The following is a 19,259-nucleotide window of genomic DNA, read 5'->3' on the forward strand; positions in this document are numbered from 1 at the left end:
GCGGAATGTCAATCCTGGTCTAACAGAGCCTTAAATAATCATTATGCATAGAAAGTCATAATTATCATTTCGTAAACATTTCGATGAAATTAACGCCATGAGGCATGCTTGCGGTTACAATACCGCGAGGCCTAACTACACACCTTTAAGCCGGTCCTGTGAGACCGGGAAGGAGAATTATGGCGAACAACCATACCGCGGGCGCTGCCGCCCGCACCTTCGCGCCCAGCGAGCTTTGCCAGCGTATGCTGGCCAAAACCAGCAAGGGCACCTGCGGTCCCTGTATCCTGTATCTTGAGGATGGGACCATTTTTTATGGACGTGCATGCGGCGCCGAGGGCACCGCGACCGGCGAAGTCTGCTTCAACACCTCGCTCGAGGGCTACTTTGAGGTCATGACCGACCCGAGTTATGCCGGCCAAATCGTAACCATGACCTACCCGCAGATCGGCAACTACGGTATCGATGAGACCGACGTCCAGTCGGCCTTCCCCGGCGACGCCGTGCGCCCTGCGAGCGCTCCGGCCATGCGCGGCATGATCGTTCGCGACATGTGCGCCACGCCTTCTAACTGGCGCTCGGCCGTCAGCGTGCCGGAGTACCTGCGCGCTCACGGCATCGTTGCTATCGAGGGTATCGACACCCGCGCTCTGGTGCGCCATCTGCGCGACAATGGTTCCAAGATGGGCATTATCTCGACAGAGATCTTCGACGTCGACGAGCTCGCCGAGCGTCTGGACGCAGCGCCCACGCTGGTGGGCGAGAACCTGGTCAAGACCGTGAGCTGTCCCGCGCCTCACGAGTTTGTGGCCGCCGACCTGCCTGCCACGCATGGCTTTGCGCTTGCGGCTGCCGCTCCTGCCCGTCACAAAGTGGTCGCCTACGACTGCGGTGTGAAGCGCGGTATTCTGGAGGGCCTGGTCCGTGCCGGCTGCGACCTCACCGTCGTGCCGTGGGATACGCCCGCCCAGCAGGTGCTCGACATGAATCCTGATGGCGTCTTTTTGTCCAACGGCCCCGGCGACCCCGATGCCGTGGTGGAGACCTACGAGCAGGTGCGGCAGCTGATCGGCAAGGTGCCGGTCTTTGGTATTTGCCTAGGTCACCAGATGATCAGCTTGGCCTGCGGCGCCCAAATGGAAAAGCTTAAATTCGGTCACCGTGGCGGTAACCAGCCGGTTATGAATCTGGTGAGCCGTCGCGTGGAGATCACCGCGCAAAACCACGGCTTTGGCCTGCTGTTCCCCAGTCTGGGCAAACTGATTCCGGAGCTTTCCGGCGGCGAAACCGAGCATGCGGCCGATGGCGACCTGCGCGCCTGGGTGCGCCGCGGTATCGCGCCGGTCGTGATGAACGAGCGCTTTGGCCGCATTCGCCTGACACATGTGAACCTCAACGACGGCACCGCCGAGGGCATCCAGCTGCTCGACGCCCCGTGCTTCTCGGTCCAATACCACCCCGAGGCTTCGCCCGGCCCCACCGATGCCCACTATCTCTTTACCGCCTTTACGCGACTCATGGACGGCGAGGAGAACTACCTGGACATCGACACCGCGAAGGACCGCCTCGCCGGCTGGAATTTCGCCGAGTCCGAGAACGCTGCGACCGAGGAGAACTAACATGCCTAAACGTACTGACATCAAGCGCATCCTCGTTATTGGTTCGGGCCCTATCGTCATTGGCCAGGCCTGTGAGTTCGACTACTCCGGCGCACAGGCCTGCAAGGTGCTCAAGGAGGATGGCTTTGAGGTCATCCTGGTCAACTCCAATCCGGCGACCATCATGACCGACCCGGGTCTTGCCGACCGCACCTATGTCGAGCCCATCACCGCCGAGTTTATCGAGCGCGTAATCAAGAAAGAGCGCCCGGACGCGCTGCTGCCCACGCTGGGCGGCCAGACCGGTCTGAACGCCGCCGTCGAGCTGGCAAAGGACGGCACGCTCGACAAGTACGGCGTCGAGATGATCGGCTGCGACCTGGCCGCTATCGAGCGCGGCGAGGACCGCAAACTCTTTAACGAGGCCATGGCCGAGATCGGCCTGGAGGTTGCGCGCTCGGGCTATGCCTACAGCGTGGCCGACGCCGAGGCTATCGCCGAGCGCGTGGGATATCCCTGCGTACTGCGCCCGAGCTTTACCCTCGGTGGCGCCGGCGGCGGCATCGCGCATACCCACGAGGAGCTCGTCTCCATCGTGAGCCAGGGCCTTGAGCTCTCGCCTGCCCATGAGGTGCTGGTCGAGGAGTCCATCGAGGGTTGGAAAGAGTATGAGATGGAGGTCATGCGCGACCACGCCGGCAACGGCATCATCGTGTGCTCCATCGAGAATCTCGACCCCATGGGCGTGCACACCGGCGACTCCATCACCGTGGCGCCGGCGCAGACGCTCTCCGACCTTGAGTACCAGCGCATGCGTGTCGCCTCGCTCGCCATCTTGGGGAAGATCGGCGTCGAGACCGGCGGCTCCAACGTGCAGTTTGCCGTGAACCCCCAGACCGGCCGCCTGATCGTCATCGAGATGAACCCGCGCGTGAGCCGTTCGTCCGCACTGGCCTCCAAGGCCACGGGCTTCCCCATCGCCAAGGCCGCCGCTCGCCTGGCCGTGGGCTACACGCTCGACGAGATCGTCAACGACATCACCAAGGCAACGCCCGCCTGCTTTGAGCCCACAATCGACTACTGCGTCGTCAAGGTGCCGCGCTTTGCCTTCGAGAAGTTTAAAGGCACTGATCCTACGCTCACCACGCGCATGAAGGCCGTGGGCGAGATTATGGCGATCGGCCGCACCTTTGAGGAGGCCTTCGGCAAGGCCATGCGCTCACTGGAGGACGGTCACCAGGGCATCTGCGCCGGTGGCAAGGAGGGTGCCGACAAGCTGAGCGACGATGAGCTCGCTCAGGCCGTGGCAACCCCGACCGAGCACCGCATCTTCTTTGTGGTCGAGGCCCTGCGCCGTGGCTGGGACATCGCCCACATCCATGCCATCTGCGGTATCGATCCGTGGTACCTCAACCGTATCAACGACATGGTGCAGGTCCAGGAGAGCATCCGCGGCCTGCGTGTGGAGGATATCGACGCCGACGCGATGCGCCTGCTCAAGCAGTACGGCACGAGCGACGCCGAGATTGCCGCGCTGACCGGCTCGGACGAGCGCTTTGTGCGCGCCTATCGCAAGGGTCTGGGCGTGGTTCCCAGCATGAAGACGGTCGATACCTGCGCTGCGGAGTTTTCGAGCGCCACGGAGTACCACTACAAGACGTACGAGAACATCTACCGCACGAGCCCGGATGCCAAGAAGTGCGTGGCTCCCGACGAGACCACGCCGGCGGACAAGCCCAAGGCGATGATCCTGGGCGCCGGCCCCAACCGCATTGGCCAAGGTATCGAGTTCGATTACTGCTGCGTGCACGCGAGCTACGCACTGGCGGCTCGCGGCTTCGAGACCATCATAGTCAACTGCAACCCCGAGACCGTTTCGACTGACTACGACACCTCGGACCGCTTGTACTTTGAGCCGCTCACCTACGAGGACGTCATGGACGTTATCGATGTCGAGCGCCCCGACGGCGTCGTGGTGACGCTCGGTGGCCAGACCCCGCTTAAGCTGGCGCGCATGCTCGAGGAGAGCGGCGTGAACATTATGGGCACCAAGCCCGATGCCATCGACTTTGCCGAGGACCGCGAGCGCTTCGCCGCTCTGCTCGACAAGCTGGGCATCATGTACCCGCCGGCGGGCCAGGCCACCTCGTTTGAGGAGGCCGAGGCCGTGGCCGCGCACATCGGCTATCCGCTGCTGGTGCGCCCGAGCTATGTGCTGGGCGGCCGCGGCATGATGATCGCCTACGATGCCGAGCATCTGCGCGATTACATGGCCGAGGCTGCGCGCATTAGCCCCGACTACCCGGTGTACCTGGACCGCTTCCTGGAGGGTGCGATCGAGTCCGACGTCGACGCCCTGTGCGATGGCGAAGAGGTATACATCGGCGGCATCCTGGAGCATATCGAGGAAGCCGGTATTCACTCCGGCGACTCCGCGACCTGCATCCCGCCGTTCAGCTTTAGCGAGAGCCTGCAGGCGAAGCTCCGCGAGACCACGCGCCGCATCGCGATGGCGCTGGGAGTCCGCGGTCTGGTCAACGTGCAATATGCCATCAAGGGCGAGACCGTCTACGTGATCGAGGCCAACCCGCGCGCCAGCCGTACCGTGCCGTTTATCTCCAAGGCCACCGGCGTGCCGCTGGCCAAATGCGCGGCGCGCATCATGGCAGGCGATTCCATCGCGAGCTTGGGCCTGCCGAGCGACGAACGTCAGCTGGACTGGTTCTGCATGAAGGAAGCCGTCATGCCCTGGGGCCGTTTCCCGGGAGCCGACGTTATCCTGGGGCCCGAGATGAAGTCGACCGGCGAGGTCATGGGTATCGCCAAGAGCTATCCCGAGGCATACGCCAAGACGCAGCTGGCGATCGACTACAACCTGCCCGACCCGAGCGCCGGCAAAGTGTTCATTAGCGTGTGCGACCGCGATAAGCGGCATATCCTTTCGGTTGCGCGCATCCTTCGCTACCTGGGCTTTGATATCTGCTCCACCGAAGGTACGGCGCGCGTGCTGCGCGGCGGCAACGTGACCTGCGAGATCGTGGAAAAGATCAGCGGCCCGCACGACGGCGAGCGCCCCAACATCGGCGACCTCATCGCCGATGGCAAGATCGCGGTGATTATCAACACGCCGTACGGCCCGGGTTCGCGCGGCGACGGCTATCTGTTGCGTACCGAGGCGGTGCGCCGCGGCGTAACCTGCGTGACCGCGATGTCTGCCGCCAACACGTACGTGAGTGCCATCGAGGCGGTGCGTGAGGACCAGCAGGGTCACGGCAGCGCCAACGACATGGGCATGGACGTCATCGCCCTGCAGGACCTGCCGCAGTACACGGTGTAGATTGAGCTGGCCGGCCGGGGCGGAGGGGGCTGAGTTTCCCCCTTCGCTCCGGCTGCAAGCAGAGTCGCTCAGTGGGAAACTCAGCCCCCTCCGCCCCGGCCTGCGGTGACTTGGCTGCACCGTGTGCTGCCGAAGGGGCTTTGTGCGATGACTAGGGCTGAATAAAAAATGAGTGTGGGCGCCGTCGTTCGTTTGAACGACGGCGCCCACGTTTTGGATTTATTGGGCTGTGGCGGTGAAGGTTGTTTTGTCGGCGGCGATGTGCACGTGCAGCTTTGCCTGACCGTCGCAGCTGATGAGCACGCCTACCTCGAACGGGGTTCCCGTCTTGTCGTAGGTCGAACGCACGATGCGCATCGCCGCCTTACCGGTGTTCTGTCCCAAAAGGCGCGCCTCATGCTTGTCGAGGTTGACCGTCTCGTAGACGGCATCGACGCTTGCGGGCAGGATGCCGGTCTTTTCCGCGATATAGGCGTAGAGCGAGCCATCCACGTCTTTGCGCGTGAGCTCGGGGCAAAGTGACACGGGGATATAGACGTAGTTGAGCTCCATGGGTTTGTCGTTGGCGAGACGCAGGCGGCGAATCTCCCAGACGGGTGTCCCTTCGGGCACTTTGAGCCCAGAGGCGATGCCGCGGACGGCCGGTATGCTTGAAAAGGCGAGAATCTGCGAGCTCGGAACCCGTCCCGCTTCGCGCATCCGCGCGCTGAAATTCAGGGCCAGGTCGATGCCGGGTGCTGAGGTTTGGGGTTTGATGAACGTGCCCTGCCCACGTTTGCGCACCACGCGCCCCTCGATGACGAGATCTTGGAAGCAACGGCGCACGGTCGCGCGCGATAACTCTAGCCGCTCACAGATTTCGAGCTCGCGTGGCAGCGGCGTCTTGGTGTCGAACGCCTGGCTGGCGATAAGCAGGGCGATTCGATGTTTAAGTTGGACATAGAGCGGCGTATCACCGCTGCGGTCGAAAGGTTCGGAGGCGAGAAACGAGATCATATCCATGGGGTACCTCCATGTCGTGGGCGTACGTGACATGGTCTGACACTGCGGGGCAAACCGGAGATGCCAGGCCCGATTCTTGCTGGTATGTATGGTGCATAAGGAACATAAAACATTTATCAGGCAATCTACCTGCTATTTTAAAAATAATTAGAAGAAAAAATAATTTAGGCACAAAAATAGTTGCTACCGTTAACCGATGAATAGTTGCCGTTCGCAACTATTTTCTTGTACCGAACATGCCCCGGCGCAACAATAATCTCAGCAAAAAGCAAAGCCGTGCGACACACGGCAGGTCGAGAGGAGACCGCATGCGGTATCTGGTAATGGTCAGTCACGGAACGCTCGCTCCCGGACTGCACAGTGTCCTCAAGATGCTCGGCAATGACGCCCCGAACATCTTGTCGACGAGTCTCGTGGACGGCATGGGCGCTGACGAGTATGTCGAGAACGTCAAGGCGATGCTCGCTCCCGTTACCGCCGATGACGAGGTTGTCCTGCTTGGTGACATCCTGGGCGGATCGCCGCTCACCAATGCCATGAACACGCTGGCCGAGAAGGGCCTGCTCGCCCACACCATTGCCTTCGGCGGCATGAACCTGCCCATGGCTATGACCGCCATGATGGGGCTTGCCACCATGGACCTGGATTCCCTCAAGCAGATGATGCTGCAGGAGGGCAAGAACGGTATGTCCGAGCTCGTTGTCCCGACCGATGACGCCGACGACGAGGACGACGACATCTAGGCAGCGCATCCGCCCAAATTTTTGTGATGGAGCGGGGGTTAAGAGGAAAGACCCCTGGTGATAAAGAAAGGGAGAACGCATGATTTCGTTCATCCGTATTGACGACCGTATGATCCATGGACAGACCGTTACCCGTTGGGCCCTCGAGTATCCCTGCGACGGTCTTATCGCCGTCAACGACGCTGCAGCGTCCAACCCCGTGCTCAAGGAGGCCTACAAGAGTGCCTCGGGCAAGAAGACGTTCGTGTGGACCAAGGAGCACTTCAAGGAGGTCTCCGAGAAGGTTCTCAAGTCCGACACCAAGTACTTCCTGATCACCAAGAACCCGCTCGACATGAAGGAACTTCTCGTCGATTTTGGCTTTAAGCCCGGCATGGACCGCATCATCGTCGGTCCCTGCAACGATCGTCCCGGCACCACCAAGCTCGGCAACAACCAGTCGATCACGCAGGAAGAGGCCCAGGCGCTCGAGGACCTCACCAACGCCGGCTACACGGTCGAGTTCGCCCTTATCAAGGAGAAGTCCATCGGTGAGTGGCCCAAGTTCCGCGGTCAGTTTGGCTTCTAGTTAGGCGCCAGCCGCATTTTGGTATCTACAGCCCTTGGTGAAAGGGGCTGAGGAATAAAGAAAGGGGAAAGCATGGCAATCAATGCATTCCAAGCCGCGCTGTTCGGCCTGTTCGCCTGCCTGGCATCACTGCCTGGCATGGGCGGCACGACGATCGGCAACTACACTCTGGGTCGTCCTCTGGTCGCCGGCCTCATCGTCGGCATCATCATGGGCGATATGCAGACGGGCATCCTCGTCGGCGCTGCCATCCAGGTTGTCTACATCGCTCTCGTGACCCCCGGCGGAACCGTCTCCGCCGACGTCCGCGCCGTGTCCTATATCGGCATCCCGCTGGCGATCCTCGCCATCAAGAACTCGGGCATCGATCCCGCCTCCGCTGAGGCTGCCGGCATGGCCGCATCCCTCGGTGCCGCCGTCGGCACGCTCGGCACTGTGCTCTTCTATGGCACCGCCACCATCAACCTGGTGTGGCAGGGCATGGGGTGGAAGTGGCTCGAGAAGGGCGATCTCCACAAGCTCTACCTGGTCAACAACGTTCTGCCTTGGATTGGTCACATCGTCTGCTCGTTCCTCCCGACGTTCATCATCACCATGGGCGGCACCGCCATGGTCGACCTCATGAAGACCTACATGCCCATGGACGGCATCGCGATGAAGACGCTGTTCACCGTCGGCTCGCTGCTGCCTACCGTCGGTATCGCCATCCTGCTCAAGCAGGTCATCTCCAAGCCGACGGACTTCCTCACGTTCTTCTTCGGCTTCACCCTGTCCGCTGTCATGGGATGCAACCTGATTGCCGCTGCCGGCATCGGCTGCTTCTTCGCCCTGATCAACTATGAGATCGCTTCGCTCAAGATCGACCTCGCAAACGCTCCCAAGGCAGCTATCGCCTCGGGCTCCGATGATGAGGAAGAGGAGGACATCTAATGGCAGAGAAGAAGAAACTCTCTAAGAAAACGCTTGCCAAGTCGTTCCGCAACTGGTCCTATGGCAACCTGACTTGCTTCTCGCAGGAGCACATGCAGACCTTCGGTTACCTGTGCGCCATGCTTCCGATCGTCGAGGAGCTCTACGACACGCCCGAGGAGCAGAAGCAGGCCCTCCAGACCTACTCCGCGTTCTTCAACACCGAGCCGCAGATCGGCACCATGATTGTCGGCGTCACCGCCGGCCTCGAGGAGGCTCGCGCAAACGGCGAGGCCATCGACGACGACGCCATCAACGGCATCCGCGCCGGCCTCATGGGCCCGCTCGCCGGCCTTGGCGACTCGCTGATCGTCGGTACCCTGATCCCGATCCTGCTCGGTATCGCCCTCGGTCTCTCGACCGGCGGCTCCCCGCTCGGCGCTATCTTCTATATCGTCGTGTGGAACCTGCTCATGTACCTCGGCATGCGCTTTGCCTACAACCAGGGCTATGAGCTCGGCGGCAAGGCGGTCGAGGCCCTCGTTGGCCCCAAGGCAAAGGCTCTTCGCGATTCCATCGTGATGGTCGGTACCATGGTCATCGGTGCCGTGGGCGCAACTTGGGTCTCCATCACCTGCAGCCCCAACCTGGTGCTGCCCGGTGGCGGTAAGTTCCAGGACACGCTCGATGGCATCTATCCGCACCTGCTGCCGATGATCTTCATCATCTTCTGCTGGTACATGATGACCAAGAAGAAGGTCAACCCCATCGTTATGATGCTGATCCTCGTTGTGATCGCATTTGTGGGCGTTGTTATTGGCTTCTTCGACCCGGCACTGAGCTACTAGTCATCATCCCCTGGCCCCCTGTAAGGCCGTGCGGCCTCAACCGCACGGCCTTCTGATTTTGCGCCGCCCTTCAAGGGCAATATGGCCAGCGACCTCCATCGCCTACACGACACCCGCTATATTGCTCTTGAAAGATGACGTATTCGAAAAACGATGTACTTGCACATGATGCACGCTTTGCACGAGGAGGACCCATATGCACGAGAAACACGGACACGACCTTTCGCGCGACGACTTGATCCGCGAGGCAAAGATGCAGACCGATGCTATTCAGCGGCTCAACGTTTGGCTGCGCCTGGGCTATTCGCTCGTGGCTATTGGCTTTTTGGTGGGGATGTGGGGTATGCAGGGCGGCCCCGGCTGGGGCGTCCCCGCGGGCATCGTGTGCCTGGTGGTGGGCACTCCGCTTTCGATTGTGCTTAAGGTTGGCACGACCAACGCCAAAAAGAATGTTGAGCGTATGCTCGAGGCCGCGGGTATCGACGTTGAGGAGCTTATGCGACGCAAGAAGGACGAGCAATAGACTTCCGCGTTGGGGTATCATAAATAATTGTTGCGAATGTTAACTAATGTACGGCAAATGACGGTTTTATGGCCCTTCTAGAGTTGCAAAGGACAATATCCCCAGTGGATTACGATGACGTTGCTCGAAAACTGATCGTGTACTCACGTTCCCTTGCCAAGGGATCCTTGAGTGCTGCCGGCGGCGCCAGTGTGGGCGAGGCGCCGGTTTTACAGTGTCTATCGGGTATTGACGGTGATGTCATTCCCTCCGAGATTGCCAAGAAGCTGAAATTCTCCCGTGCGCGCATGTCGCATATCTTGGATTCACTCGAGAGCAAGGGTTACGTTCAGCGCAGGACCGATCCAAGCGATCGTCGGCGTGTGCTGGTGAGCATTACCGAGGAAGGCCGTGATTTCGCGGCGAAAAAAAATGCCGAGAGTGTGGCATCGCTCTCGAAACAACTCTCAGCGCTCGGCGAGCACGATGCTCAGGAGCTCGTGCGCATCCTGAATAAAGCCTACAGCCTTACCTATGATGCCGACGACTACCTGGACAATCTATAAGGATAAAGACAGACATTTAGGTGCATCATGAAATGCACCCGGGACAGTTGTGCCCATCAGCCACCGTCAACATCTCATTCCAAACCAAATCAGCCAACGTACGTCATGGCAATCCCCGGTAGGTTGCAGGATGGCGGCTGAGCCTTTCCCTCGGGAAACTTCGCGAAGCCCAGTTCCCGAGGGAAAGGTATGGTCTGTGTAATACCAGATAAACAGTACATTTTTGCTAGATTGGTATTTGACTGAAGAACCAATTGGTATGGCTTATTAAGCCCACCTTGCCGTTGACGCTTATTTTGCTGCCGCTGGGAGAATTCCGAACTTGGGTGCGCAAGTGCTCCCATATGTTGATATGACCTAGTAGGTGGCTATCTGGTTACTACCAGTTGGCCCCTTGGTAACGGGTGGCCCCCATTGTGCGGAATGTACCGAACATCTCCGTTTGATACGTTTTCCCATGCTGCCGGGGGGGGGGCGTCCTCGGCACCTCAGCATGTCGGAAGAAAGGAGACCAGATGCGCAGGAATTCCATTTTTACGAAACGGTGGGTGAAGGGAAGCGCGGTCCTCGTTGCCACTGCAGCGACGCTCGTGTTTGCCAATCCCCAGCAGGCGATTGCCACGCCACTCAAGGGCGTCGACTCGGCGACCGTGTCCCAGTCTGCCTCGAATGTCGTCGACATCGATTTCGCTGACGGCATCAAGGGCCGTATTACGTTCCTCGAGGACGGTATTTTCCGTTATAACGTCGACCCCAAGGGTGAGTTTTCCGAGTACGCCACGCCGCGCAGTAAGTCCCACACGGCTAAGATCCAGGCTCAGCCCGATACCTCGGACACCTACAGCAAGCCGAGTGCGACGGTTGCCGACAAGGGCGACACTATCGAGATCACCGGCGGAAAGGCGACCGTGATCCTGGACAAGGCGACTGGCAAGATGAGTATCAAGTCAGGCGACCGTGTCGTGGTTTCCGAGTCCGCGTCCCTCGACCTTGATAAGAAGGGTACCGTCCAGACGCTCGCCAAGGAGAAGTCCGAGAACTTCTTTGGCGGCGGCACCCAGAACGGACGCTTCCTGCACACCAACCAGACCATCGCCATCTCCAACACGAACAACTGGACCGATGGCGGCGTTGCCTCGCCCAACCCGTTTTATTGGACGAGTGACGGCTACGGCGTGCTCCGAAACACGTTTGCAGAGGGTTCCTACGACTTCGGTTCCACGGACTCATCGACGGTCACGACTTTGCACAGCGAGAATGAGTTTGATGCCTACTACTTCGTGGCGACCAACGAGGGAGCTTCGAACGTGGCAACTGAGATGCTGCAGGACTACTACAAGGTGACCGGTAACCCGGTACTGCTGCCCGAGTACGGGTTCTACCTTGGTCATCTTAATGCCTATAACCGTGATGGCTGGTCAACGACCTCGGGTCAAAAGAAGTGGGAGACCAAGGGCAGCAAGTCCTCGAGCGAGAAGGGCGACGTTAAGTACGAGTCTGGCATGTCGACGGGCTACAAGCTCGACGGCACACTTGCGGCCGAGACGCTCAACGGTGAGGGCCCTACGGTTGATACCGAGAACATGAAAGCGACCGATTTCGACCGCCAGTTCTCTGCTCGGCAGGTTATCGATGACTACGAGGACAGCGACATGCCGCTCGGCTGGTTCCTGCCGAACGACGGCTACGGCGCCGGCTATGGCCAGAACGGTTACTACAAGACCGGCGGCGTCAACTCCGACGGAGCGAGCTCGGCCGACCGTCTTAACGCTGTGCGTGCCAACGTCGACAACCTTAAGAAGTTCACCGAGTATGCCAACTCAAAGGGTGTGAGCACGGGCTTGTGGACCCAGTCCAACCTTGAGCCCGACAGCAACCCTGAGACCCCGTGGCATCTGCTTCGCGACTTCGACGCCGAGGTCAAGACGGGAGGCATCGCTACCCTTAAGACCGACGTTGCCTGGGTTGGATCTGGCTACTCCTTTGGTCTTAATGGCATCAAGACAGCTTATGACACGGTGACGACCGGCGCTAACAAGCGCCCCAACATCATCACGCTCGATGGTTGGGCCGGCACGCAGCGCTTTGGTGGCATTTGGACCGGCGACCAGTATGGCGGTAACTGGGAGTACATTCGCTTCCATATCCCCACGTATATCGGTCAGAGTCTTTCGGGCAACCCCAACATCGGCTCCGACATGGATGGCATTTTTGGCGGCGACCCCATCATCTCTGCGCGTGACTACCAGTGGAAGACGTTCACGCCCTCTATGCTCGACATGGACGGTTGGGGCACCTACCGTAAATCGCCCATGACGCACGGCGATCCCTACACAGGCATCTCGCGCTTCTACCTCAAGCTCAAGGCGCAGCTCATGCCCTATATCTACACGAGCGCGGCCTCGGCGGCCAACATCGACACGGGTAACGGCGATGCCGGCCTGCCCATGATCCGCGCCATGCTGCTTTCCGATAACTCCGAGTACGCCGCAAGCACCTCGACGCAGTACCAGTATATGTTCGGTGAGAACTTCCTAGTGGCACCGGTGTATCAGGATACCCAGGCAGACGAGAACGGCAACGACATTCGCAATGGGATTTACCTCCCCAACTACGGCACCGACGAGAATCCCACCATCTGGATCGATTACTTCTCGGGTAAGCAGTATCGCGGCGGCCAGGTTCTCAACAACTACGAGGCTCCGCTTTGGAAGCTGCCGCTGTTTGTGAAGGCCAACGCTATCGTGCCGATGTACGCCGAGAACAACAACCCCGAGGCCGTGAGCGACACCAACACCAAGGGTACCGACCGCAGCCAGCGTATCGTCGAGTTCTTCGCCACCGAGGGCGACGGCACCTTTACGCAGTACGAGGACGACGGCTCCTCCATCGAGAACAACACGACTGAGGACGATTCCTACGGTACGATCGACAATATCTCCTACGGTGAGCATGTGAGCACCGTCTACAGATCCAAGGCCGCAGGCGGCACCGCGACCTTTACCGCCGAAGCCTCGCAGGGTGGCTACAACGGCTACGACTCCAATCGCACCACGACCTTCGTGGCCAACGTGTCCGCCAAGCCCATGAGCGTCGTCGCCAAGAACGGCGGATCCGCGCTCAACGTGGTTGAGGTCGACTCGCAGGAGACCTTTGACACCGCGACCCCCGAGGCCGGCCAGGCGGTCTACTTCTACAGCGAGACCCCTAACCTCAACCACTACGGCAGCGATGTGGACGGCACCGAGGCCGAGCGGGGCGAGAGCTTTAACAGCACCAAGATCACCACGAACCCCAAGGTCTACGTCAAGTTCGCGAAGACCGATGTTGCTGCGGCGGCGCAGACGCTCGAGCTGGGCGGTTTCGTGAACGCCGACGCCACGCTCACAGCCGATCGCCTCAACGAGAGCCTCTCCGCACCCACGAACCTTGCTGCCCCCGAGGACGTCACGACCCCAACGAGCATCAAGCTCACCTGGGGAAAGGTCGATGGTGCTACCTCCTACGACCTTAAGGTCGACGGCACCGTGTTCGCCGTGGGTGATGTGGCCGAATTCACGCACACCGACCTCGCCTACAATAGCAAGCACACCTACCAGATTCGTTCGCGCAACGCCGAGGGCTACTCCGCCTGGAGCGATGTGCTCGAGGCGAACTCCGCACTCGATCCGTGGCGGAACGTCCCCGACGCCGAGCAAATCACCTGGGAGGGCTCACTTTACGGCAGCCATAAGGCCGAGCTCGCCTTCGACCATGAGTTCCAGTCGGGCGACGGCGGTTTCCACTCCGGTGGCAACGATCTGGGCAAGGCGCTTACCGTTGACTATGGACGCGCTTACAAGCTCGATAAGCTCGAGTACTATCCGCGCGATGACGCCGGCAACGGCACTGTGACCAAGATGCGTGTTGAGACGAGTCTCGATGGCGTCCACTGGACGAGCCAGGAGGTCGATTGGGCACGTTCCGCTGATTGTAAGACGGTAGCGTTTGACGGCACCGTGGCCGCCCGTTACGTGCGCATGACACCGCTCGCCTCGGTCGGCAATTTCTTCTCCGCGTCCGAGATTGCCATCTACAAGACCGACGGCACGGATGGCTTCGCCGTGGGCTCCAACCTCAACAAGGCCACGATCTCCGACGGAGACTACTCCAACATGAAGAACTATCTGGGCCTCGAGAATCGCGAGCCCGATACCCCGACGTTCGGTTCGCAGATCCGCGACCACTTCGCCGACCTCAACGATAACGGCGTTTACGACGTCTACGATTACTCGTTCACCATGGCGGGTCTTGACGGCGGCACTAAACAAAAGGGCAAGGTCGCAGGTTCGCTCGCGGTGATTCCGAGCAAGACCGAGGTCGAGGCCGGTGATGAGATCACCGTTGATGTCTATGCGGCCGACGCCAAGAACGTCAACGCCCTGGGCGCTCTCGTCAACTTCAAGAGCGACCAGTTCGAGTTTGTGTCCGAGAGCATCGCGCAGGACGGCTCGACTGCCGGCATGGAGAACCTGTCTCGCGAGAAGGTCCAGTTCGCGGACAGAACGCAGACTATCAATCTCGCCTTTGCCAACCGCGGCGATGGCAAGCTCTACAACGGTACCGGCGCGGTGGCGAGTTTCAAGCTCAAGGCCAAGACCGCCGGCAAGGTCGAACTGCCCTCGACATCTTGGCTCATCGGTCCGGCATGCGACGCACTTGAGTTTGCGAGCGACGGCACGGTGACGATGCCGGATGTTCCTCAGCCAACGGTCGCCGAGTACGGTCAGGATGCCTTCAACATCACGATGACCAACGATGAGCTCACGACCGACGACGGGACCAACGTCGAGAAACTTATCCAGCAGAAGAGCTATAACGCGCTGTTCGATAATAACGAGGGCGACAACGGCTTTGAGTTCCTATGGAACTGGAGCGGCAACTGGGACAGCGAGGGTAAGCTTCCGAGTTACGTGAAGCTTCCCACCACGATGACATTCGCATTTAAGACGCCTTCGAAACTCGATAGTGTCGAGGTCGTTAACCGCAACGGTGGCAACGGAACCGTGCAGAAGATCAAGGCTGTCGTGACGTTCGAGGATGGCTCGACCCAAGAGTTCGCGGGCGGGGAGTACGATTCCTTCCGGGCTCGCTACGCTTTTGGCCTCTCTGCCGAGAACAAGGGCAAGAAGGCGACCAAGGTCGAGGTCACGCCGCTTGAGGCATCGGGTGACCAGATGCTCACACTGCGTGAGGTCAACTTCAACTACACGCAGGGTGTCGAGGCCATCGAGGGTGTCGAGCTAGGCAAGAACCAGACCGAGTTCTTTGAAGGCGACGTTACGCTCGTCGACGCCAAGGCCACGCCTGAGAGCGCCGGCTACCCCTATGTGACGGTCGAGAGCTCCGACCCCTCTGTGGTAAGCGTCTCCGCTGTTCAGGCTGGCAATAGCGTGAGCTACTACCTGCGTGCCAACAAGGCCGGCAAGGCAAAGATCACGGTGGCGTCGGTACTCGACCCCTCCAAGACCGCATCCTATGAGGTCGAAGTCAAGGCTGGTGTCGATACCTCTGCGCTCGTGGCAGCGCTTTCCGAGGCCGCGGGCTACAGCGAATCCGTCTACACTAAGGATTCCTATGCAGCTCTCACCGCTGCGGTCGAGGCGGCTCAGAAGCTCCTCGACGGCGGCCAAGGCAGCTATAGCAAGAAGGATGTCGCAGACGCCACAGCCAAGATCGAGAAGGCAATCGACGGCCTCAAGATGCGCCCTGTCGATGAGAAGATTCTTATCAACACGCCCGAGAACCGCAAGAACGTCAAGGTGGCCGGCTTCTCGAGTGAGGCCGACTACGAGGGCAGCAACGCCGTCAACGCTCTCGACGGCGACGAGCGGACGCTTTGGCACAGCGACTGGGCCCATGGGACCGGTATGCCCCAGTATCTGAGTGTCGACCTGGGCCGCGACTACGATCTCACCGACGTTACATTCCTGCCGCGCCAGGACGGCGGCACTAACGGCGATATCTTCGAGGCCGAGATACTGGTCTCCGACACTGCCGACGGTTATGAGATGGGCACCGCCGCGTCGATGGGTACGTTCGCCTTCGACAATGACGGCCGCGTGCTCACCGACCGTGGCGACTGGAAACAGATGAGCTTTGGCGCCGCGCGCGGTCGCTACGTGACCGTCAAGGTGATTCACGCCGGCGGTGGCAACGTTGATGCCTACTGCAGCATGGCGGAGCTCAAGTTCTACGGTACGGCCGTCCCCGATCCGGTGGCGAAGGATGATCTCGCTACCGCGATCGAAAAGGTTGATGCCGAGGTTGCTGCCGGCGACCTCAAGGCCGGTGACTACACCGAGGCCTCCTGGACGGCGCTCGAGAACGCCCTGGCGAGCGCCCGCGCCATCTTGAGCGACGAGAAAGCCACGCAGGACGAGGTCGACCAGGCGCTCAGGGTGCTCGAGAGCGCCCGCGGCGCGCTCGAGAAGACCCCGGTGGCCCCGGTCGAGAAACCGACTAAGAAGCAGCTCAAGGCCCTGGTCAAGCAGGCGAAGGAGACTGACATTAGGGGCAAGACGGCCGAGTCTGTCAAGGCCCTGACGGATGCCATTACCTACGCCGAGGACGTCTTGGGTGCTGAGAATGCTTCCGACACCCAGCTCCAGGCGGCCTATGACCAGCTCAAGCTGGCTATTGAGAGCCTCAAGGATGCCGATTCCGGCAATCAGGGCGGCTCGGGCAACCAGGGTTCCGGCAATGGCTCGAACGGCGGCAACCAGGCGGGCAAGCCCGCAGGCGACAAGGCCCAGGGCAGCAAGAAGAACGGTTCGGCGATTCCCAATACCGGAGACCAGACGGCGGCGACCGTCGCGACCGTCGGTGGTCTTGGCGCCATCATCGCCGCGATCGGCGCTTTCTTCCATCGTCGCAGCAAGGCTAAGTAGCCCCAGCAACAGCTAAGCAAGCGTGCCCGCCGTCCCACCCAAGGACGGTGGGCACGCTTTTTGAATGTAGGCGGAAAGCTCCGACCCTTCGGCCTTAATCTCGCAAAGCGTTCCGTCTCCCGCCGAACACATCAGCATCGGCGGCTATACTTGAATTATTTGCAGTTAAGGGTCGCGGATTCGCCGCGTCACCGCTCTCAACAGGAGGTCTTTGTTTATGGCAGATCAAAAGCCGGTTGTCGGGATCATCATGGGTTCCAAGTCCGATCTGGGCGTTATGGAAGGCTGCACCGCCGAGCTCGAGGCACTGGGTGTGCCCTATGAGCTCGTGATCGCGAGCGCGCACCGCACGCCGGCGAAGGTCCACGAGTGGGCTTCGACTGCCGCCGATCGCGGTATCAAAGTGATTATCGCCGCCGCCGGCAAGGCCGCTCACCTGGGTGGTGTCGTGGCTGCCTTTACGCCGCTGCCGGTTATCGGCGTGCCTATGAAGACGAGTGACCTGGGCGGTATGGATTCGCTGCTGTCGATGGTGCAGATGCCTTCGGGCGTGCCCGTGGCCTGCGTTGCCATCAACGGTGCCAAGAACGCCGCCATCTATGCCACGCAGATTCTGGGTGCTTGCGACCCCGAGTACCGCAAGGTTATCGAGAAAATGAAGCAGGAGATGGCCGACGCCTAGGCGTTCCGCCGTTTCACCGCAGTATAAGGAGAGCCATGTCCGATTATCAGGGAAAACGATTCAAGGCTTCTCAGATTCCCGATCCGTCGAAGCCGGGTGCTGCCCATGCGGCACAGCAGGGTCGGACATCCTCTCCTCAGCAGCCGCGCGCGCCGCGTTCCGTAACGCCGACGTCCCATCGCCGTCAGGATACGCCTGCTGCTTATCGCCCTTCGTCATACAGTACGGCCAAGAAGTCACCTCGCTCTTCGGCGCATACCGCGCCATCGAGCTATACCGAGCCGCTGCGCAAAAAGCGCCGCTCCGTCATTCCCATTCTGCTCATCATCATTGGCATTGGCCTGATCGTTGCTGCGGCCGCCATCTTTATTAATGCCCAGATTGGCTACAAGCAGGCGAGCGAGTCGTATCAAAAAATCGAAAAGCAATATGTGAGCGACAAGGACGCCAGCGGCGTGCCGATTATCGACTTCAACGCGCTCGCCCAGACAAATCCCGAGGTTGTGGGTTGGATTTACGCGCCCGGCACCAACATCAACTACCCCGTGGTGCAGACCAACAACAACTCCAAGTACCTCAACACGCTGTTCGACGGTACGGCCAATGCCTCGGGAGCCATCTTCTTGGATAGCGACGACACCGCGCCGGGCATGGTGGATCAGCAGACCACGATTTACGGCCATCACATGAACGACGGTTCGATGTTCAACGTGATTTCGCGTACGACCGATCAGGCGACGTTCGACAGCATGGAATACGTGTACTACATCACGTGCGATGCGACGTATAAGTTGCGCCCGCTGGCGACCAAGGTGGTCGAGGACACGTATGCCAAGGCGCGCACGCCCAACTTTGAGGGCGATGACGGACTGAAGAATTACCTGTCCGAGATGCTCGACGGTGCCTCTGCCGTGGCGAGCGATGCCACCGACCGTGCCGCTTCGGCAACCAAGGTCGTAACGCTTGTGACCTGTCGCTCGCTGTCGCTGAGCAACACACGCGCCGTCATGGTGCTCACGCCGGTCGAGGAATAAAGTGTCCGGGAGCCCCGTCCCAAAAAGACTGCCCTGGAAATCAAAAGGAGAAATGATGTTTGAGAATGGCAAATCGATGCCTTCGGTTGATGCTTGGCTGCGCGAAGCCAAGGCCGATGTTTCGGCGGCTGATTGTGGGATGTACCTGACACACAACGGCGTGGTGCGCGCGACGCCCAAGGCCGAGGTGCGTGGGGTCGAGACCGATGGTGTGGCGCCTGGACATAAGGTGGGCGGCATGGCGTTTGGCTTCGATGCCGAAAAGGTGCAGGCCGCTATCGAGGCAACGCACGCGATGCCGGGTATCGGTTACGTGCGCGTGTGGTTGGCGAGTGGCGAGCTCGCCGTGGGCGACGACATCATGCTCGTGCTCATTGGCGGGGACATTCGCCCGCATGTGGTCGATGCGCTGCAGGCGCTCGTCGGTACCATCAAAAATGAGTGTGTGAGCGAGGTCGAGCGCGAGGCGTAGAGGCTTGCGTCGATAGAAGGCTCGTTTATAAAAATGCCCGCCGGTACGTGTGATACCGGCGGGCATTTT

13 protein-coding genes are annotated in these 19,259 nt (G+C 60.2%); 12 read left to right on the forward strand and 1 reads right to left on the reverse strand.

Annotation, left to right across the window (positions count from 1 at the left end; translation table 11 throughout):
- The first annotated feature begins 179 nt into the window (after nucleotides 1–179).
- Together carA and carB are read left to right on the forward strand one after the other, a co-directional pair.
- Entirely contained in the window at nucleotides 180–1,619 is a 1,440-nt protein-coding gene (gene carA, locus DWX39_RS09130) for a glutamine-hydrolyzing carbamoyl-phosphate synthase small subunit (protein WP_117759524.1), read from the forward strand.
- 1 nt (nucleotide 1,620) lies between these two features.
- On the forward strand, nucleotides 1,621–4,935 hold the full coding sequence (carB, locus tag DWX39_RS09135) for a carbamoyl-phosphate synthase large subunit (protein ID WP_117759526.1): 3,315 nt from the start codon (nucleotides 1,621–1,623) through the stop codon (nucleotides 4,933–4,935).
- Nucleotides 4,936–5,154: 219 nt separating this feature from the next.
- Here the strand turns inward: carB and DWX39_RS09140 are convergent, their stop codons facing one another.
- Entirely contained in the window at nucleotides 5,155–5,937 is a 783-nt protein-coding gene (locus DWX39_RS09140) for a GntR family transcriptional regulator (protein ID WP_158551165.1), read from the reverse strand.
- A gap of 308 nt (nucleotides 5,938–6,245) precedes the next feature.
- On the opposite strand from DWX39_RS09140, the gene DWX39_RS09145 reads away from it, so the two are divergent.
- The 10 genes from DWX39_RS09145 (at nucleotide 6,246) to DWX39_RS09190 (ending at nucleotide 19,190) form a co-directional block, all read left to right on the forward strand.
- On the forward strand, nucleotides 6,246–6,680 hold the full coding sequence (locus DWX39_RS09145) for a PTS sugar transporter subunit IIA (RefSeq protein ID WP_089572603.1): 435 nt from the start codon (nucleotides 6,246–6,248) through the stop codon (nucleotides 6,678–6,680).
- Between the two features lie 79 nt (nucleotides 6,681–6,759).
- On the forward strand, nucleotides 6,760–7,248 hold the full coding sequence (locus DWX39_RS09150; protein ID WP_089572604.1) for a PTS sugar transporter subunit IIB: 489 nt from the start codon (nucleotides 6,760–6,762) through the stop codon (nucleotides 7,246–7,248).
- A 72-nt stretch (nucleotides 7,249–7,320) separates the two neighbouring features.
- Nucleotides 7,321–8,178 (forward strand): PTS sugar transporter subunit IIC, encoded by an 858-nt coding sequence (locus DWX39_RS09155; RefSeq protein ID WP_089572605.1) that lies wholly within the window; start codon nucleotides 7,321–7,323, stop codon nucleotides 8,176–8,178.
- Nucleotides 8,178–9,005 (forward strand): PTS system mannose/fructose/sorbose family transporter subunit IID, encoded by an 828-nt coding sequence (locus DWX39_RS09160; protein ID WP_117759528.1) that lies wholly within the window; start codon nucleotides 8,178–8,180, stop codon nucleotides 9,003–9,005. The genes DWX39_RS09155 and DWX39_RS09160 overlap by 1 nt, the downstream gene beginning before the upstream one ends.
- Before the next feature lie 196 nt (nucleotides 9,006–9,201).
- The gene (locus DWX39_RS09165; protein ID WP_117584044.1) at nucleotides 9,202–9,528 is read left to right on the forward strand and encodes a DUF202 domain-containing protein; all 327 of its coding nucleotides are present in this window, start codon (nucleotides 9,202–9,204) and stop codon (nucleotides 9,526–9,528) included.
- A 104-nt stretch (nucleotides 9,529–9,632) separates the two neighbouring features.
- Nucleotides 9,633–10,073 (forward strand): MarR family winged helix-turn-helix transcriptional regulator, encoded by a 441-nt coding sequence (locus DWX39_RS09170; RefSeq protein ID WP_158561647.1) that lies wholly within the window; start codon nucleotides 9,633–9,635, stop codon nucleotides 10,071–10,073.
- Between the two features lie 515 nt (nucleotides 10,074–10,588).
- Nucleotides 10,589–17,002, forward strand: a complete 6,414-nt coding sequence (locus DWX39_RS09175; protein ID WP_117759532.1) for a discoidin domain-containing protein — start codon at nucleotides 10,589–10,591, stop codon at nucleotides 17,000–17,002.
- Nucleotides 17,003–17,219: 217 nt separating this feature from the next.
- Nucleotides 17,220–17,684 carry a 5-(carboxyamino)imidazole ribonucleotide mutase gene (gene purE / locus DWX39_RS09180; protein ID WP_006235810.1) on the forward strand — a complete coding sequence of 155 codons (465 nt, stop codon included), beginning with the start codon at nucleotides 17,220–17,222 and terminating at the stop codon, nucleotides 17,682–17,684.
- Between the two features lie 35 nt (nucleotides 17,685–17,719).
- Nucleotides 17,720–18,718, forward strand: coding sequence for a class B sortase (locus tag DWX39_RS09185; protein WP_117640749.1), 999 nt, complete (start codon nucleotides 17,720–17,722; stop codon nucleotides 18,716–18,718).
- A 55-nt stretch (nucleotides 18,719–18,773) separates the two neighbouring features.
- Entirely contained in the window at nucleotides 18,774–19,190 is a 417-nt protein-coding gene (locus DWX39_RS09190) for a molybdenum cofactor biosynthesis protein MoaE (protein ID WP_233508925.1), read from the forward strand.
- The last annotated feature ends 69 nt before the right edge of the window (nucleotides 19,191–19,259 follow it).

The organism is Collinsella sp. AF19-1LB, from assembly GCF_003459655.1.
Lineage (GTDB): Bacteria > Actinomycetota > Coriobacteriia > Coriobacteriales > Coriobacteriaceae > Collinsella.

Bases quoted from the DNA above. Each gene is read 5' to 3' on its own strand.
- DWX39_RS09145 (WP_089572603.1), top strand. From the start codon at position 6,246: ATGCGGTATCTGGTAATGGTCAGTCACGGAACGCTCGCTCCCGGACTG.
- DWX39_RS09175 (WP_117759532.1), top strand. From the start codon at position 10,589: ATGCGCAGGAATTCCATTTTTACGAAACGGTGGGTGAAGGGAAGCGCG.
- purE (WP_006235810.1), top strand. From the start codon at position 17,220: ATGGCAGATCAAAAGCCGGTTGTCGGGATCATCATGGGTTCCAAGTCC.
- DWX39_RS09160 (WP_117759528.1), top strand. From the start codon at position 8,178: ATGGCAGAGAAGAAGAAACTCTCTAAGAAAACGCTTGCCAAGTCGTTC.
- DWX39_RS09140 (WP_158551165.1), bottom strand. From the start codon at position 5,937: ATGGATATGATCTCGTTTCTCGCCTCCGAACCTTTCGACCGCAGCGGT.
- DWX39_RS09150 (WP_089572604.1), top strand. From the start codon at position 6,760: ATGATTTCGTTCATCCGTATTGACGACCGTATGATCCATGGACAGACC.
- DWX39_RS09155 (WP_089572605.1), top strand. From the start codon at position 7,321: ATGGCAATCAATGCATTCCAAGCCGCGCTGTTCGGCCTGTTCGCCTGC.
- carB (WP_117759526.1), top strand. From the start codon at position 1,621: ATGCCTAAACGTACTGACATCAAGCGCATCCTCGTTATTGGTTCGGGC.
- DWX39_RS09185 (WP_117640749.1), top strand. From the start codon at position 17,720: ATGTCCGATTATCAGGGAAAACGATTCAAGGCTTCTCAGATTCCCGAT.
- DWX39_RS09165 (WP_117584044.1), top strand. From the start codon at position 9,202: ATGCACGAGAAACACGGACACGACCTTTCGCGCGACGACTTGATCCGC.
- carA (WP_117759524.1), top strand. From the start codon at position 180: ATGGCGAACAACCATACCGCGGGCGCTGCCGCCCGCACCTTCGCGCCC.
- DWX39_RS09190 (WP_233508925.1), top strand. From the start codon at position 18,774: ATGTTTGAGAATGGCAAATCGATGCCTTCGGTTGATGCTTGGCTGCGC.